At 64.1% G+C, this 14,813-nt stretch carries 13 protein-coding genes; 12 read left to right on the top strand and 1 reads right to left on the bottom strand.

Annotated features, from left to right (window positions below; translation table 11 throughout):
- Window positions 1–24 precede the first annotated feature (24 nt).
- The 11 genes from BRA1417_RS0136445 (at window position 25) to BRA1417_RS0136395 (ending at window position 13,314) form a co-directional block, all read left to right on the top strand.
- Window positions 25–1,344, top strand: a complete 1,320-nt coding sequence (locus BRA1417_RS0136445; RefSeq protein ID WP_027520041.1) for a solute carrier family 23 protein — start codon at window positions 25–27, stop codon at window positions 1,342–1,344.
- Between the two features lie 74 nt (window positions 1,345–1,418).
- On the top strand, window positions 1,419–2,255 hold the full coding sequence (locus BRA1417_RS0136440; protein WP_027520040.1) for an SDR family oxidoreductase: 837 nt from the start codon (window positions 1,419–1,421) through the stop codon (window positions 2,253–2,255).
- Window positions 2,256–2,308: 53 nt separating this feature from the next.
- Window positions 2,309–3,115, top strand: a complete 807-nt coding sequence (locus BRA1417_RS0136435; RefSeq protein ID WP_027520039.1) for an NAD-dependent protein deacetylase — start codon at window positions 2,309–2,311, stop codon at window positions 3,113–3,115.
- A gap of 140 nt (window positions 3,116–3,255) precedes the next feature.
- On the top strand, window positions 3,256–5,340 hold the full coding sequence (locus BRA1417_RS0136430) for a hydantoinase/oxoprolinase family protein (RefSeq protein ID WP_027520038.1): 2,085 nt from the start codon (window positions 3,256–3,258) through the stop codon (window positions 5,338–5,340).
- Between the two features lie 2 nt (window positions 5,341–5,342).
- Window positions 5,343–7,001: a hydantoinase B/oxoprolinase family protein gene (locus BRA1417_RS0136425; protein WP_027520037.1), complete on the top strand. Its 1,659-nt coding sequence runs from the start codon at window positions 5,343–5,345 to the stop codon at window positions 6,999–7,001.
- Window positions 7,002–7,040: 39 nt separating this feature from the next.
- Window positions 7,041–8,039: a TRAP transporter substrate-binding protein gene (locus tag BRA1417_RS0136420; RefSeq protein ID WP_027520036.1), complete on the top strand. Its 999-nt coding sequence runs from the start codon at window positions 7,041–7,043 to the stop codon at window positions 8,037–8,039.
- A 9-nt stretch (window positions 8,040–8,048) separates the two neighbouring features.
- Entirely contained in the window at window positions 8,049–8,642 is a 594-nt protein-coding gene (locus tag BRA1417_RS0136415) for a TRAP transporter small permease subunit (RefSeq protein WP_027520035.1), read from the top strand.
- Between the two features lie 34 nt (window positions 8,643–8,676).
- Window positions 8,677–9,981: a TRAP transporter large permease gene (locus tag BRA1417_RS0136410; RefSeq protein WP_027520034.1), complete on the top strand. Its 1,305-nt coding sequence runs from the start codon at window positions 8,677–8,679 to the stop codon at window positions 9,979–9,981.
- A 356-nt stretch (window positions 9,982–10,337) separates the two neighbouring features.
- Window positions 10,338–12,056: a PQQ-binding-like beta-propeller repeat protein gene (locus BRA1417_RS0136405; RefSeq protein ID WP_027520033.1), complete on the top strand. Its 1,719-nt coding sequence runs from the start codon at window positions 10,338–10,340 to the stop codon at window positions 12,054–12,056.
- A 117-nt stretch (window positions 12,057–12,173) separates the two neighbouring features.
- On the top strand, window positions 12,174–12,512 hold the full coding sequence (locus tag BRA1417_RS43350; RefSeq protein ID WP_245286318.1) for a cytochrome c: 339 nt from the start codon (window positions 12,174–12,176) through the stop codon (window positions 12,510–12,512).
- A gap of 34 nt (window positions 12,513–12,546) precedes the next feature.
- Window positions 12,547–13,314 (top strand): ABC transporter substrate-binding protein, encoded by a 768-nt coding sequence (locus BRA1417_RS0136395; RefSeq protein WP_027520031.1) that lies wholly within the window; start codon window positions 12,547–12,549, stop codon window positions 13,312–13,314.
- Window positions 13,315–13,398: 84 nt separating this feature from the next.
- Here the strand turns inward: BRA1417_RS0136395 and BRA1417_RS0136390 are convergent, their stop codons facing one another.
- Window positions 13,399–14,043: a glutathione binding-like protein gene (locus tag BRA1417_RS0136390; RefSeq protein ID WP_027520030.1), complete on the bottom strand. Its 645-nt coding sequence runs from the start codon at window positions 14,041–14,043 to the stop codon at window positions 13,399–13,401.
- A gap of 117 nt (window positions 14,044–14,160) precedes the next feature.
- Here BRA1417_RS0136390 and BRA1417_RS0136385 point away from each other — a divergent pair, with 117 nt between their 5' ends.
- Window positions 14,161–14,805 carry a TetR/AcrR family transcriptional regulator gene (locus tag BRA1417_RS0136385; RefSeq protein ID WP_027520029.1) on the top strand — a complete coding sequence of 215 codons (645 nt, stop codon included), beginning with the start codon at window positions 14,161–14,163 and terminating at the stop codon, window positions 14,803–14,805.
- Window positions 14,806–14,813 lie beyond the last annotated feature (8 nt).

The raw sequence follows: 14,813 nt of genomic DNA, 5'->3' as shown, positions 1-14,813 counted from the left end.
CGCTGCACCGCAACTGGGGGGAACATGCCGATTGCAACGGGCTCCGAACAGCGAGCGCAAGGCTATTTTCCGCGTTGGACTCTGAAGTCCTCCGGCGTGATCATGCCCGAGGAGCGGCTGCCGCTCGGCCAGACCGTCGTCTCCGGTCTCCAGCATTGCGTCGCAATGTCGGGCTCGACGATCATCGCGCCGCTGCTGATGGGGTTCGATCCCAATGTTGCGGTGTTGTTTTCCGGCATCGGCACGCTGATCTTCTTCGTCATCGTCGCGGGACGCGTGCCGAGCTATCTCGGCTCGAGCTTCGCGTTCATCGCGGTCGTGATCGCCGCCACAGGCTATGCCGGGCACGGGCCGAACCCGAACCTGTCGGTTGCGCTTGGCGGCATCGTCGGGGCCGGCGTCCTCTACGGCGTGATCGCGCTGATCGTGATGTGGTCGGGGGTTGGCTGGGTCGAGAGGCTGTTGCCGCCGGCCGTCACCGGCGCTGTGGTCGCCGCGATCGGTCTCAACCTCGCGCCCGTGGCGGTCAAGGCAGTGAGCGCCAATGCATTCGACACGGGAATCGGGCTCGCGACCGTTCTGATCATTGGCGTGGTTGCCGTGGGCGCACCGGGCCTGTGGCGCCGCCTGCCGATCATCCTCGGCGCGATCGGCGGATATCTTTTGTACCTGCTGTTCGCGAACGGCCTCGGCTTCGGCAAGCCGATCGACTTCACGCAAGTTTCGGCGGCGCCGTGGATCGGCCTGCCGAGCTTCACCACGCCGACGTTCCATGCGGATGCGATCTTCTTGATAGCGCCGGTCGCGATCATCCTCGTCGCCGAGAACCTCGGTCACATCAAGGCCGTCGGCGCCATGACGGGCCGGAGCCTCGATGACTATCTCGGCCGCGCCTTGCTCGCCGACAGCCTCGCGACCATCGTGGCCGCCTGCGGCGGCGGCACCGGCGTTACCACCTATGCGGAGAACATCGGCGTCATGGCGGCCACGAAGGTCTATTCGACCTTGCTGTTTGCCTTCGCGGCGGTGGTGTCGATCGTGCTCGGCTTCTCACCGAAATTCGGCGCGATGGTCCTGTCGATCCCGGGTCCCGTCATCGGTGGGCTCTCGATCGTGCTGTTCGGATTGATCGCCGCGATGGCCGGCCGGATCTGGGTCGAGAACAAGGTCGACTTCTCAAGTCCGGCAAACCTGATCACCGTCGCGGTCGCGCTCACCGCAGGCGCCGGCGACCTCACGCTGAAATTCGGCGCTTTCACGATCGGCGGGATCGGCACCGCAACTTTTGGCGCGATCATCCTCTATCAAATCCTGACTTCGCGCCTGGCTCGCCGCGAGGAGTGAATCCCAGCGGCGCGCCGACGGATGGAACAAAACGCCGGTTCCCTCCATGTTGATGTGTCTCCCGGAGAAGAACGATGCCACATACCGACCGCTCGACCACCTTTTCCTCGCGCCTCGTCGGCCAATACGCTTTGGTGACCGGCGCCTCCCAGGGCATAGGGCGCGCCGTCGCAATCAGGCTGGCGCAGGAAGGTGCGACTGTCGCCATCAATTATGTCGATCATCCCGAAAAGGCGGAGGAGGTGCTCGCGCTGGTACGCACGGCATCGAGCGATCGCGGCCACGGCAGGCTCGATCATGCCATCGTCAAGGCCGACGTGAGCAATGAGCAGGAGGTCGCCGCGATGTTCGAGACGGTTTTGGCGCGCTGGAAGCGCCTCGACTGCTTGGTCAACAATGCCGGCTTCCAGCGGGAATCGCCGAGCGAGGCGCTCGACATCGACACCTATCGCCGCATCATCGACGTCAACCTCAACGGCGCCGTGCTCTGCGCGCAGAAGGCGCTCGCCCATTTCGTCGCGCGCGGCGCAGGCGGCAGCATCATCAACTGCTCCAGCGTGCACCAGATCATCCCGAAACCCGGCTATCTCGCTTATTCCATCAGCAAGGGCGGCATGGCCAATCTGACGCGCACGCTGGCGCTCGAATTCGCCGGCCGCGGCATTCGCGTCAATGCGGTCGGCCCCGGTGCGATCGACACCCCGATCAACGCGGCCTGGACCGGCGATCCGGAAAAGCGCGGCGTGGTCACCAGCCACATTCCGCTCGGCCGCGTCGGCACGCCGGAGGAGATCGCCGCCGTGTTCGCCTTCCTCGCTTCGGACGAAGCAAGCTACATCACCGGCCAGACCATCTATGCCTGCGGGGGCCTGACGCTGTTTCCCGAGTTTCGGGACAATTGGGCGAGCTAACCGGGCTTCCTGGCCATCTGGCAAAACCCGCCTGCGCAGACTACATCTGCGACATGGAAAAAGCTCCGCTCGAAGACTTCGTTCAGCGGCACGAAAATCTGTTCGTGCTGACCGGCGCCGGCTGCAGCACTAATTCGGGCATTCCCGATTATCGCGACAGTCACGGCAACTGGAAGCGGACCCAGCCGGTGAACTTCCAGGCGTTCATGTCGGAAGAGCGTACGCGTCGGCGCTATTGGGCGCGCAGCCTGATCGGCTGGCGGCGGTTCGGCCAGGCGAGGCCGAACGATGCGCATCACGCGCTCGCCCGGCTCGAGGCGAGCGGGCGTTGCGGAATGCTGCTGACCCAGAACGTCGACCGGCTGCATCAATCCGCCGGCCACCGCCAGGTGATCGACCTGCACGGTCGGCTCGATCTGGTCCGCTGCATGGGCTGCGGCCGAAAGACGCCGCGGAGCGAATTCCAGGAGACGCTCGGCCACGCCAATGCGGAATGGTTGACGCTCGATGCCGCCGATGCGCCCGACGGCGATGCCGACCTCGAGCATGCGGATTTTTCGTCGTTCAAGGTGCCGGCCTGCGAAACCTGCGGCGGCATCCTCAAGCCCGATGTCGTGTTCTTCGGCGAGAACGTCCCGCGCGACGTGGTCGCTGCCGCGCAGGCTCATCTGGCGCAGGCCGACGCCATGCTCATCGTCGGCTCGTCACTGATGGTCTATTCCGGATTCCGCTTCGTGCAGGCTGCCGCGCAGCGGCAAATCCCGATCGCTGCGGTCAATCTCGGACGCACCCGCGCCGATGATCTCCTCACGCTGAAGGTCGAGGAGCGCTGTGAAGCGGCGCTTGCATTCCTGCTCTGATCGCGCGGGCTGCGAACACGCCTTGCCTATTGCATGGGTGCCAAGCAGAATAGCTGGACGCCGCAGGTTCCTGTCGTTCATGGCATGGAAATTGCTGCGCTTTTGTCCTCAGTCTTGACGATCAGCACGGAGAATTTGGAATGCTTGAGGGAGCCGAGGTGCGGCTTGCCGTCGATATCGGTGGCACGTTCACCGACATCGTGCTGGACGTGGGCGAGGTGCGCAAGACGCGCAAATTGCTGACGACACCGCAGCGGCCCGAACAAGCGGTGCTTGATGGCATGCGGCTCATTCTCGCCGATGCGCGCGCCCATATCAGCGACATCGACGTCTTCATTCACGGCACGACGCTGGCGACCAACGCCATCATCGAGCGTCGCGGCGCCAAGACGGCGCTGATCGCGACCGAGGGCTTTCGCGACGTGCTCGATATCGGCACCGAGAGCCGCTACGACCAGTATGACCTCTCCATCGACAAGCCGAAGCCGCTGGCGCCGCGGTCCCTGCGCTTCACGGTGCCCGAGCGCATCGACGCGCATGGCGCCGTCCGCCTCCCGCTGGACGAAGCGGCGGTGCGCGCGCTCGCGCCACGATTGCGCGCGCTGAACGTCGAGAGTGTCGCGGTCGCGTTCCTGCACTCCTACGCCAATCCCGAGCACGAGCGCCGCACGGCCGCGATCATCAGCGAGGAGATGCCCGGCATTTCCGTGACTGTATCTTCCGCGGTGTGCCCGGAGATCCGCGAATATGAGCGCACATCGACTGCGGTGGCCAACGCCTATGTGCAGCCGCTGATCGATGGCTATCTCGCCCGCATGTCCGACGCCTTGCAAGTCGAGCAGTACCGCGGCGCGATCTATCTCGTCACCTCCGGCGGCGGCGTCACCTCGATCGAGACGGCGCGGCGTTTTCCGGTCCGTCTCGTCGAATCCGGTCCGGCCGGCGGCGCCATTTTCGCGGCGCAGATCGCGGCGCGTCTCGGCGAGAGCAAGGTGCTGTCCTTCGACATGGGCGGCACCACGGCAAAGATCTGCCTGATCGAAAAATACCAGCCCGAGACCTCGCGCGTGTTCGAGGTTGATCGCGCAGCGCGCTTCCTGAAAGGTTCGGGTCTGCCGGTGCGGATTCCCGTGATCGAGATGGTCGAGATCGGCGCCGGCGGCGGCTCGATCGCCCATGTCGATGCGATGAAGCGCGTCACGGTCGGCCCCGAAAGTGCCTCGTCGGAGCCAGGGCCCGCCTGCTACGGCCGCGGCGGCTTGCGCCCGGCCGTGACGGATGCCGACGTTGCGCTCGGCATGATCGATCCCGACGATTTCGCGGGTGGAACGATCAAGCTCGACCCGGAGCTATCGAAGCAGGCGCTGCTGCGCGCCGTGGGCGAGCCGCTGGGTCTGTCGGCTGAGACTGCAGCCTATGCCGTGCACGAGGTCGTCTGCGAGAACATGGCGAGTGCGGCGCGCGTGCATGCGGTCGAGCGCGGTGAGATTGTCGGGCAGCACACGCTGATCGCCTTCGGCGGCGCGGCGCCACTACATGCGGCGCGGGTCGCCGAGAAGATCGGTGTCTCCCGCGTGATCGTCCCTTCCAATGCCGGCGTGGGTTCGGCCGTCGGCTTCCTTGCGGCTCCGATCGCCTATGAACTGGTGCGCAGCCGTCATGTCCGGCTGGACGATTTCGACACTGAAGGGGTTTCCGACCTGCTCCAGGAGATGGTGACGGAAGCGCGTGCGCTGGTCGAGACGGGTGCGGCCGGTGCGCCGGTCCGCGAGCGCCGCGCCGCCTTCATGCGCTATGTCGGCCAGGGCCATGAGATCTCGATCGAGTTGCCGAACCGGCGGCTGGCGACGGCCGATCTGGCCGGCCTGCGCCAGAAGTTCGAGGCGGACTATGCGGCGATGTTCGAGCGGTCGATCCCGGGTGCGGCAATAGAGGTGTTGAGCTGGTCCGTGCTCGCGACGACCGAGGCGCGCAATCCGGCTACTGTCGCGGCCGTGACGCGCAAGCCGGCCGGGAAGGCGACCGGCAGCCGCAAATTCTTCGACGGCCGGGCAGGGGAGGTGATCGAGATTCCGCTCTACCGCCGCGAGGATATGGCGCCGGGCGCGACGATTGCAGGTCCCGCCGTGATCGCGGAGGACGAGACTTCGACGTTCGTCTCCAACAGTTTTGATGCCCATATCGACGGTGCCGGCAGCATCGTCATGGAACGGAAGGCGGCCTGATCATGAGCAAGGCAAGCGGCGCGAGTCTGATCGACCTTCAGATCATGTGGCACCGACTGATCGCCGTGGTCGAGGAGCAGGCGCAGGTGCTGCTCCGCACCGCCTTCAGCCCGATCGTGCGCGAATGCGGCGACCTCTCGGCCGGCGTGTTCGACCTCAAGGGACGGATGCTGGCGCAGGCGGTGACGGGCACCCCCGGCCATGTCAATTCGATGGCGGAATCGGTCAAGCACTTCATCGCCCACTTTCCGATCGAGACGATGAAGGAGGGCGACGCCTACATCACCAACGATCCCTGGATGGGCACCGGCCATCTCAACGATTTCGTCGTCACCACGCCCTGCTTCAAGGACGGCAAGCCGGTCGCGCTGTTTTCCTGCACCAGTCATCTCATGGACATCGGCGGCATCGGCTTCGGGCCCGACGCCACCGACGTGTTCATGGAGGGGCTCTACATCCCCATGCTGAAGCTGATCGACCAGGGCGTCGTCAACGAGACGCTGATGGCGATGATCCGTACCAACACGCGGCTGCCGATCGACACCGAGGGCGACACCTACTCGCTCGCCGGCTGCAACGACGTCGGCTGCGAGCGCCTGGTCGAGATGATGACCGAGTTCGGCATCGACTCGCTCGATGCGCTCGGCGACTACATTTGCGACCGCTCGCGCGAGGCCGTGCTGGCCGAGATCGCCAAGCTGCCGAAGGGCACCTGGCGCAACACCATGGTGGTAGACGGCTATGACGCGCCGGTCTCGCTCGAGGCGACGCTGACGATCTCGGACGAAGGCATCCATGTGGATTTCGACGGCACCTCGGCCGCGTCCCGGTTCGGCATCAACGTGCCTCTGTCCTACACCATCGCCTACACGGTGTTCGGTCTCGGCTGCGTCGTCGCCTCGCAGATGCCGAACAATGCCGGCTCGCTCTCGCCGCTGACGGTGTCGGCTCCTCCGGGCGCGATCCTCAATGCGCCGAAGCCGGCGCCGGTCGCCTCGCGTCACATCATCGGTCAGATGCTGCCCGATGTCGTGTTCGGCTGCCTGCGCCAGATCATTCCCGAGCGCGTGCCCGCGGAAGGCACCTCGTGCCTGTGGAATCTCAACGTGCGCGGACAGACCCGCTCGGGCGCCGGCGGCAATTATGGATTCTCCATGGCGGTGACCTCCAATGGCGGCACCGGCGCGCGCTTCGCGAAGGACGGGCTGTCGGCGACCGCCTATCCCAGCGGGGTGCGCGGCACGCCGGTCGAGATCGCGGAGACGCAGACGCCGCTGATCTTCTGGCGCAAGGAGCTGCGTCCGGATTCCGGCGGGGCAGGGCGCACCCGCGGCGGCCTCGGCCAGATCATCGAGGTCAGCAGCGGCGTCGATGCGCCGTTCGACATCCTGGCGGCGTTCGACCGTATCGATCATCCGCCACGTGGTCGCGATGGCGGCAAGAACGGCGAGGCCGGCTATGTCGGGCTGAAGTCCGGTAAGAAGCTGCGTGGAAAAGGCTTTCAGCAGGTGCCGCCGGACGACCGGCTGGTGGTGCTGACACCAGGCGGCGCCGGCATCGGCGATCCCCGGGAGCGTGCGCCGACAGCCGTCAACGACGACATCGAAAGTGGCCTCGTGTCTGCCGACAACGCGGTTGCAGTTTATGGGCATATGCGATGACGCCTCAGGCGTCGTGCGCGTAGCAAACGGAGGGGCTCCATGATCACGCGACGGAATTTCACCGCGGGCGCAGCGACGCTGCTCGCAGCCGGTCACATCTCGACCCGCGCGCGGGCGGCGACGGTGAGCTGGGACATGTCGACGGTATGGCCCGACGGCAATTTCCACACCCAGAACGCGTTTGCCTTCGCGGAGGAGGTGAAGAAGCAGAGCGGCGGCTCGGTCGCGATCACCGTGAAGGCCGGTGGCCAGCTCGGCTTCAAGGGTCCCGAGCATCTGCGTGCCGTGCGCGACGGCCTGGTGCCGCTCGCCGACGTCCTCAATATCCAGCAGGTCGGCGACGAGCCCTTCATGGGCGTCGAAAGCATTCCCTTTCTCTGCGGCTCGATGGACGAGTTGAAGGTGCTGCACAAATATGTGCGGCCCGAATACGAGAAGGTCGCCGCGCGCAACAACCAGAAGATCCTCTACATCGTGCCGTGGCCGACGCAATATCTGCATCTCAAGGTCAAGGTCGCCGATGTCGACGGCTTGAAGAACATCAAGATCCGCGTGCCCGACAAGAATGCCGTCGACATGCTGGCCGTGGTCGGCATGGCGCCGGTGATGATTCCCTGGGGCGAGACCATCCCCGCGCTTGCCTCCGGCGCGGTCTCCGGCGTCTCCACCTCGTCGGTGTCGGGTGTCGACGGAAAATTCTGGGAATTCCTGAAATACATTTACCCGACCAATCACGTCTGGTCGTCGCAGATGCTCACCGTCAACCTCGATTCCTGGAAGGCACTGAGCGCCGATCAGCAGCAACTCGTCGCCGGCATTGCCGCCAAGATGGAGCCGGGCTTCTGGGCGAACTCGCTCAAGGCGGACGTCGACAGCCTCAACCGGCTCAAGGAAGGCGGCATGGAGGTGGTGCCGGTCTCGGAGGCCATGATCACGGACATTCGCGCCAAGACCGCGCCGCAGCTTGAGGCTTTCGTCAAGCGCGTGCCGGCGGCCGACAAGCCGGTGCGGGCCTATCTCGCCGAAATGAAGCGCTGAGGACTTGCAGTGGCGGATGTTTTGCCTGCGTCGTCCCAAAGTCTCAACGCGGCGGCGCCGGCGCCGCTGCGCATCCTGCTCGACGGTATCGACCGTCTCGGCCGGCTCGACGGCTGGATCGGCGGCGGCTGCCTCTTGATGCTGACGCTGCTGATGCTGTGCGAGGTCGCAACGCGCTTCCTCTCGAACTTCCTGCCGTTCTTTCCGCCCACAATCTCGATCGCGTGGGAGTATTCCTCCTATCTGATGGCGGCGTCCTTCACTTTCGGCGCCGCCATGACCCTGCGCGTCGGCGGCCATATCCGTGTCGTGCTGCTGCTGAAGAACGTTCCCGCTCCGTTTCAGCGCGCGATCGAAATCCTGTCGGCCGCCGCGGGCTTCGCCTTCATGGCCTTCCTGACCTCGTCGATGGCGAAGTTCGCCTTCGGCGCCTATGTGCGCGGCCAGGTTTCGACCTCGAGCGATACCCCGCTGTGGTTTCCGCAAGGAGTCGTCGCCTTTGGCATGCTGCTGCTGACGCTGCAGTTCCTGGCGCGCGCGATCCAGGCCGTGCTCGGCCTGCCGCTGGAGGATCATCGCATGAAGGCCTCGCCCGTCGAATGATCGCCCTCGCGCCAGCCAGCGGACACCGGACTCCATGACCATAGAAGTCGTCGCTCTCTTCGCGATCCTGTTTGCGCTTCTGGCCTGCGGCGTCTGGATCGGCCTGACGCTTGCGCTCACCGCGACGCTGCTGCTGGCGATGTTCCGCTCGATTCCGCTCGACAAGCTGCTGCCGCAATACGCCTGGAACATTTTGACGACGCAGGAGCTGTTGGCGCTGCCGCTGTTCATCCTGATGGGCGAGCTGCTGTTTCGCACCCGTCTGTCGCGTTCGCTGTTCCAGGGGCTCGCGCCCTGGGCGGGGCTTCTGCCGGGTCGTCTCCTGCATGTGAACGTGATCGGCTGCACCATCTTCGCGGCGATCTCCGGCTCGTCGGCGGCGACGACGCAGGTGATAGGCCGCATGTCGCTGAACGAGCTCACACGCCGCGGCTATTCCCGCGACATCGCGATTGGCTCGCTCGCCGGCGCCGGCACGCTCGGCTTTTTGATCCCGCCGTCCAACATCATGATCATCTACGGCGTGCTGGGCGACGTCTCGATCCTGAAACTGTTCACGGCTGGCGTGCTGCCCGGACTGCTGCTGGCCGCCACCTTCATGGGGTGGGTGATGCTGCACACGACCCTCGACCCCAGCATGGTGCCGGAGACGGAAGCCAAGCTCTCGCAGGTGCCGTGGCGCGAACGTTTTGCGGCGCTGAAGGACCTCGCGCCTGCGCTGTTCCTGATCGCCTGCGTGCTCGGCTCGATGTATGGCGGGCTGGCGACGCCGTCGGAGGCCGCCGCGGTCGGCGTGCTCGGCGCGGCGCTGGTCGCCTGGGCGCAGGGCTCGATGTCGCAGCAGGTGATGCGCGACGTGCTGATCGGCTCGGTCGTGACCTGCTCGATGATCGCGCTGATCGTGCTCGGCGCCTCGATCCTCGGCAACGCCGCGGCCTTCCTGGGCATCCCGCAGGCGGTCGCCGCCTTCGTGAAGGGCTTGGGGCTATCGCCCTTCATGCTGATCGTCGTGCTGATTATCTTCTATTTGATCCTCGGCTGCTTCCTCGATGGCTTCTCGATGATCGTGATGACGCTGCCGATCGTGCTGCCGATCGTGAAGGGTGCTGGCTTCGACGAGATCTGGTTCGGCATCTTCCTCGTGCTCGCGGTCGAGATGGCCCAGATCACCCCGCCGGTCGGCTTCAATCTGTTCGTGATCCAGGGCCTGACCGACGACGGCCTCGGCTACATCGCACGCGTCACGATGCCCTATCTTCTCATCATGGTCGGCTTCGTGCTGCTGCTGACGCTCTGGCCCGGCATCGTCACGATCCTCCCGCGCGTGCTGTACGGGTAAATCCTTCCTCCGGCCTTGGCGCTATCGCGTCCGCCCGCAGCAGTCTGAGACTGCGAGGCCAACGAACCGGACAGCGCAACTGACGTTTGTGATCCGCGCTGCGCGTCAAATTCGCGCCGTGCGCGTGTTCCATCTTTGCGCTCCTCGTCATCCGGCGTACGCTGCCGGAGCGAGGATAAGCGCAACTGCAACCAGTCCAAAAACGTAGCACCTTTTGGCGATGTCCGCCGAGAGAGATCGAGAGCCGTTGGCGGCTCGTATGCGATGGAGAAGGCCGACAGAGAGCGGACTGCAGCATCCCTCGCGGTGGCGTCTGTGAGACGCAAGTTAAACAAACATAAAAGCGGGAGGAACGGATGAAGAAGCCTTGGTGTAAGTCTGGTCTACCTCTTATTGCCGGCGCGACGCTGATGGTGTCGTCGGCCTTGGCCCAGTCCGTGGATACTGCGCGGATCGAGAACGGCGGTCAGAACGATTGGCTGACCTATCACGGTTCATACAAATCCTATCACTACAGCCCGCTGGCGCAGATCAATGCAAACAATATCGGCAATCTGAACGTTGCCTGGACCCATATTCCAGGACGCTCGACCCGCGGCCTGCAATCGATGCCCCTCGTGGCGGATGGCGTGCTCTATTACTCGGGTTCTTACAGCCGGGTTTTTGCGCTCAACGGCGCGACAGGCGAGGTGATCTGGTCTCATTTTCCGGAGCTGGACGAGGCACTGATCTCCCGTCAGACCCATTCCCCCTACAATCGCGGCGTAGCGCTCGGCGAGGGCAAGGTTTTCGTCGGCACGATGGATGGCAGGGTTCTTGGCCTGGATATGAAGTCGGGGAAGGTCCTCTGGGAAACCAGGCTGATCGACTCGCAGAAGCTCACGGTCGGTTTCACCGGTGCACCGCTTTACGCGAAGGGTACGGTGATCATCGGAGCGCAAGGCGGTGAATGGCCGGGCCGCGGCCCGATCTTCGGCCTGGATGCCACCACCGGGAAGAAGAAGTGGGAGTTCTTGACCGTCGCCGGCACCGACGAGGCCATGAAGACGTGGGGAAACGATTCCTGGCGCACCGGCGGGGGTGGCGGCTGGATGCCGGGCACTTACGATTCCGAGACCAACACGATCCTATGGGGCACCGCAAACCCGGCGCCGCTCTACGATTGGTCGGGCGCCGATTACAAGACGCAAGGCGCGCGTCCCGGCGACAATCTCTACACGAGTTCGGTGATCGGTCTCGACGTCGATACCGGCAGGCTGAAATTCCATCATCAGGAATTGCCGCACGATGCCTGGGATTTCGACAGCGCGGTCGGCGAGTTTGTGATGCTCGAACGCGACGGTCAGAAGTTCGTGGTTCACCCGAACAAGGGCGGTTTCGTCTTCGTCTATGACCGCAATCTCGCCGTGAAGAATGTCTGGCGGCTCGTTGAGAACATCAATTTCGTCAAGGATATCGATCCCAAGACGGGTGCCTTGATCGGCCGTCGCGACTTCAGCGCCGGGAAGGTCACCGAGCCGCCGCTGTGCCCCTTCATTGGCGGCGGCGTCAGCTGGAACGCCGGCTCCTACAACCCGAAGACCGGCCTGTACTACAAGATCGGCCAGGAATGGTGCATGACGCTCGACGTCCAGAAGACGACGCCGGTCACAGCGCCCCAGGTCCAGCTCAACATCGGCGCCGATTTCAAGATGGTACCCCCTCCGGGCGGAGAGATTTATGGACATCTCGACGCGCGCGACCCCATCACCGGCGCCAAGAAGTGGGAGGTTCGCTATCCCGAGCCGCCGCTCGGAAGCGTGCTGTCGACCGCGGGCAATCTCGTATTCGTGCCCGATTCCCGCGGGATCCTTCATGCCTACGATGCCGAAACCGGGGCCGAGCTGTGGAGTCACAACAACGGCACCGGCCACCAGGGCGGCATCGTCAGCTATTCCGTCAACGGCAAGCAGTACATTGCCGTGGTCGCTGGCTTTGGCGGCATGCTGGCGGACGAATACGCGCCAAACTTCGGCGGCGCCTACAAGAGCATGCCGCGTGATGACGGGGCGCTTGTCGTCTTCAGCTTGAAATAGATCATCGCAGATTGCCGGGGAGCAGGCGCAAGCTTGCTCCCCGTAGATCGGAATTGCGGCGTGCTTCATCAGGACATCGTGCTTCAGGATATGGAGCTGGATACCTTGAACTTGCATTTGAAGAAGATCACCGCGCTGCTATGGGCGGTGCTCGGAGCCTCGTTGCTGTATGCCGCACCGGTTCAGGCGCAGTCTGCCGCTCCCATACCCGACAACGGGACGCTCGACGTCGAGCAGTTATTCGCAGGGACTTGCGGCTTTTGTCACTCTGCTGGGGGTCGGGCCGCCGGCAAGGGACCGCAGCTGATGAATTCGCCGCGCGACGACGACTATCTGCACAGCCGCATCAAGAACGGCAAGTCTGGTGCGATGCCGGCATTCGGCGGGGCCTTCACTGACGCGCAGATCGACCAGATCGTCAAATATATCCGCGCCCTGAAGCCGCGCGAGGGTTGAATCGACCAGGCCGATGTCGATACGAGGACACGGAATGAAGACAGTTCTCCCGATTGTGGTCGGCGCCGTGATCGGACTGCTGAATCCGGCGCAGGGACGAAGCCTCGACGCGGTCCGCGCGTCCGGCGTGCTCGGATTGTGCGCCCATCCGAACTCGCTTCCGTTCGCAAGCAAGGCCGCCGATCCTCCCGGCTTTCAGATCGAATTGGGCCAGGCGCTGGCACACGAGCTCGGCGTCTCGCTGCGACTCGACTGGATTATCACCCAGTACCAGATGCGGAGCGCCGGTTGCGACATTGTTCTGGACGTCATTGCCGACCGCGAAGCGCAGGGTGAAACCCGCTTGAGAATCTCAAAACCGTACTATCGTACGGGGGTCGCGCTCGCCGTCCCTTCCTCCAGCTCGCTCGCCTCGTTCCAGAGCCTCAACGAGCATACCAAGGTTGGGGTGCAGGTTGGCTCCGTCGCTGCCATGATCATCAGTCAACGGCACGTCCCGACGTCGACTTTCGGCTTCGAGAGCGACAGCCTCGATGCCTTGTCAAACCATGAGATCGATGCCGCTGCGGTCACACCTACTGCAGCGAGTTATTTCAATCTGACGCATCCGGACAAGGCATTCCGTATCCTGGATCGCGACGAGTCCTTAACGGATCTCAACTGGAACGTCGCGGTCGGCATGGTCCGCCCGGATGATGCATTGCGCGACACCATCGATGGAGCGCTTGAACGGCTGCGAAGCGACGGCACGATCGATCGGATATACGGCCGCTACGGGGTCGTACTGCAGACGCCGAAATAGCCAATTGTTCCGGGCGCGGTCAGTCGCGCTTTAACCCGCCGTCCCGGCCGCATTGGCCGGAACGACGGTCGTTTCGAATGTCGCTTACGCCGCGGCCTTCTTCCGCGCCTGCTCGGCCTTGTACAGCTCGAACTCTTCCGCGATCGCGCGTGCGACCGACGGCCGTTGACGCAGGCGTTCGTAATAGGCCTTCACGTTCGGCCATTTCGCGAGCTCGATCGGCGGCGTCGCCATGGTCCAGTTGATGACCGTGACGAGATAGGCGTCGGCGACGCTGAAATGGTCGAGCAGGAAGTCGCGCCCCTTCAGGTAATTGTCGAGATAGTCCAGCCGCGACAGATTCTTCTCCAGCGCATAGGCTTTCGTCTCCTGCGGCGCCTTGCGGTCGAGCACCGGGATGAACAGGCCCTTGTGCAGCTCGGTGCCGATGAAGCAGAGCCATTGATGCAGCCGCGTGCGCTCGATGCCCGCTGCGGCGCCGAGGCCCGATTGCGGGAAGCGGTCGGCGATATATTGCAGGATCGCGGCGTTCTCGGTCAGCACCACGCCCTCGTCGGTGCGCAGCGTCGGCACCAGGCCGATCGGGTTCACGGTTCGAAAGTCAGTGCCGTCGCTCAGCACTGCCTTGGTAGGCGGATCGACTTCGAGATAATTGGCTTCGGCGCCGGCTTCATACAGCGCGACGCGGCTCGCCATAGAACAGGCGAGCGGCGAGAAATAAAGATCCATCTTGAGCCTCCTTGGGCAATTCTTCGATGTGACTTTTTGGAGTGTCGCTCAACCTGGCCAGATTGATTTTTGTACTGTCTTGCATATTATGGGAGCGGTCAAGGATTAAATTGCGAAATGGTACAAAAATCGAAGCCGCCAGCTGCTGCCAGTGAGCCTAAACGCCGCGGCCGTCCGCGCGCCTATGAACCCGACGTCGCGCTTGGCAAGGCGCTCGATTTGTTCCGCACGCAGGGCTTCGCGGCGACCTCGCTCGACGATCTCAGCGAAGCCACCGGCATGAATCGTCCTAGCCTCTATGGCGCCTTCGGCGACAAGCGCGAGCTCTACATCAAGAGCTACCAGCGCTATCGCGAGGAAGCGCGCGCATCGATGGTGGAGATCTTTCGTCAGGAGATGCCCGTGCGGCAGCGGCTGGAGCGCATCTTCGCCTCCGCGCTGAACATCTATCTCTCCGGCGAGACCGGCCCGCGCGGCTGCTTCACCGTGGTCACGGCGGCCTCCGAGGCGGTCGGCGATCCAGACATCCGGGCCATGGTGCTCGATGGTCTCAACGAGCTCGACAAGGGGTTTGCGAGTTGCTTCCGCCGTGCCAAGGAGAAAGGCGAGTTGCCCGACAGCGCCGATCCCGCCGTGCTGGCGCAGCTCGCATCCGCAACCGTGCACTCAATTGCCATTCGCTCCCGCGCGCGTGTGTCGCGGAAGGAGCTCGAGGCGATCGTGAAGGGGGCGATCGACGTGATGGTGGGAGGAAAGAGCTAGGCGGTTGC

The organism is Bradyrhizobium sp. WSM1417, from assembly GCF_000515415.1.
GTDB lineage: Bacteria > Pseudomonadota > Alphaproteobacteria > Rhizobiales > Xanthobacteraceae > Bradyrhizobium.
The sequence above is the reverse complement of the archived record's forward strand: the minus strand, read 5'-3'. Positions and strand labels throughout refer to the sequence as shown.

Bases quoted from the DNA above. Each gene is read 5' to 3' on its own strand.
- BRA1417_RS0136435 (WP_027520039.1), top strand. From the start codon at position 2,309: ATGGAAAAAGCTCCGCTCGAAGACTTCGTTCAGCGGCACGAAAATCTG.
- BRA1417_RS0136395 (WP_027520031.1), top strand. From the start codon at position 12,547: ATGAAGACAGTTCTCCCGATTGTGGTCGGCGCCGTGATCGGACTGCTG.
- BRA1417_RS0136430 (WP_027520038.1), top strand. From the start codon at position 3,256: ATGCTTGAGGGAGCCGAGGTGCGGCTTGCCGTCGATATCGGTGGCACG.
- BRA1417_RS0136425 (WP_027520037.1), top strand. From the start codon at position 5,343: ATGAGCAAGGCAAGCGGCGCGAGTCTGATCGACCTTCAGATCATGTGG.
- BRA1417_RS0136420 (WP_027520036.1), top strand. From the start codon at position 7,041: ATGATCACGCGACGGAATTTCACCGCGGGCGCAGCGACGCTGCTCGCA.
- BRA1417_RS0136445 (WP_027520041.1), top strand. From the start codon at position 25: ATGCCGATTGCAACGGGCTCCGAACAGCGAGCGCAAGGCTATTTTCCG.
- BRA1417_RS0136410 (WP_027520034.1), top strand. From the start codon at position 8,677: ATGACCATAGAAGTCGTCGCTCTCTTCGCGATCCTGTTTGCGCTTCTG.
- BRA1417_RS0136405 (WP_027520033.1), top strand. From the start codon at position 10,338: ATGAAGAAGCCTTGGTGTAAGTCTGGTCTACCTCTTATTGCCGGCGCG.
- BRA1417_RS0136390 (WP_027520030.1), bottom strand. From the start codon at position 14,043: ATGGATCTTTATTTCTCGCCGCTCGCCTGTTCTATGGCGAGCCGCGTC.
- BRA1417_RS0136385 (WP_027520029.1), top strand. From the start codon at position 14,161: ATGGTACAAAAATCGAAGCCGCCAGCTGCTGCCAGTGAGCCTAAACGC.
- BRA1417_RS0136440 (WP_027520040.1), top strand. From the start codon at position 1,419: ATGCCACATACCGACCGCTCGACCACCTTTTCCTCGCGCCTCGTCGGC.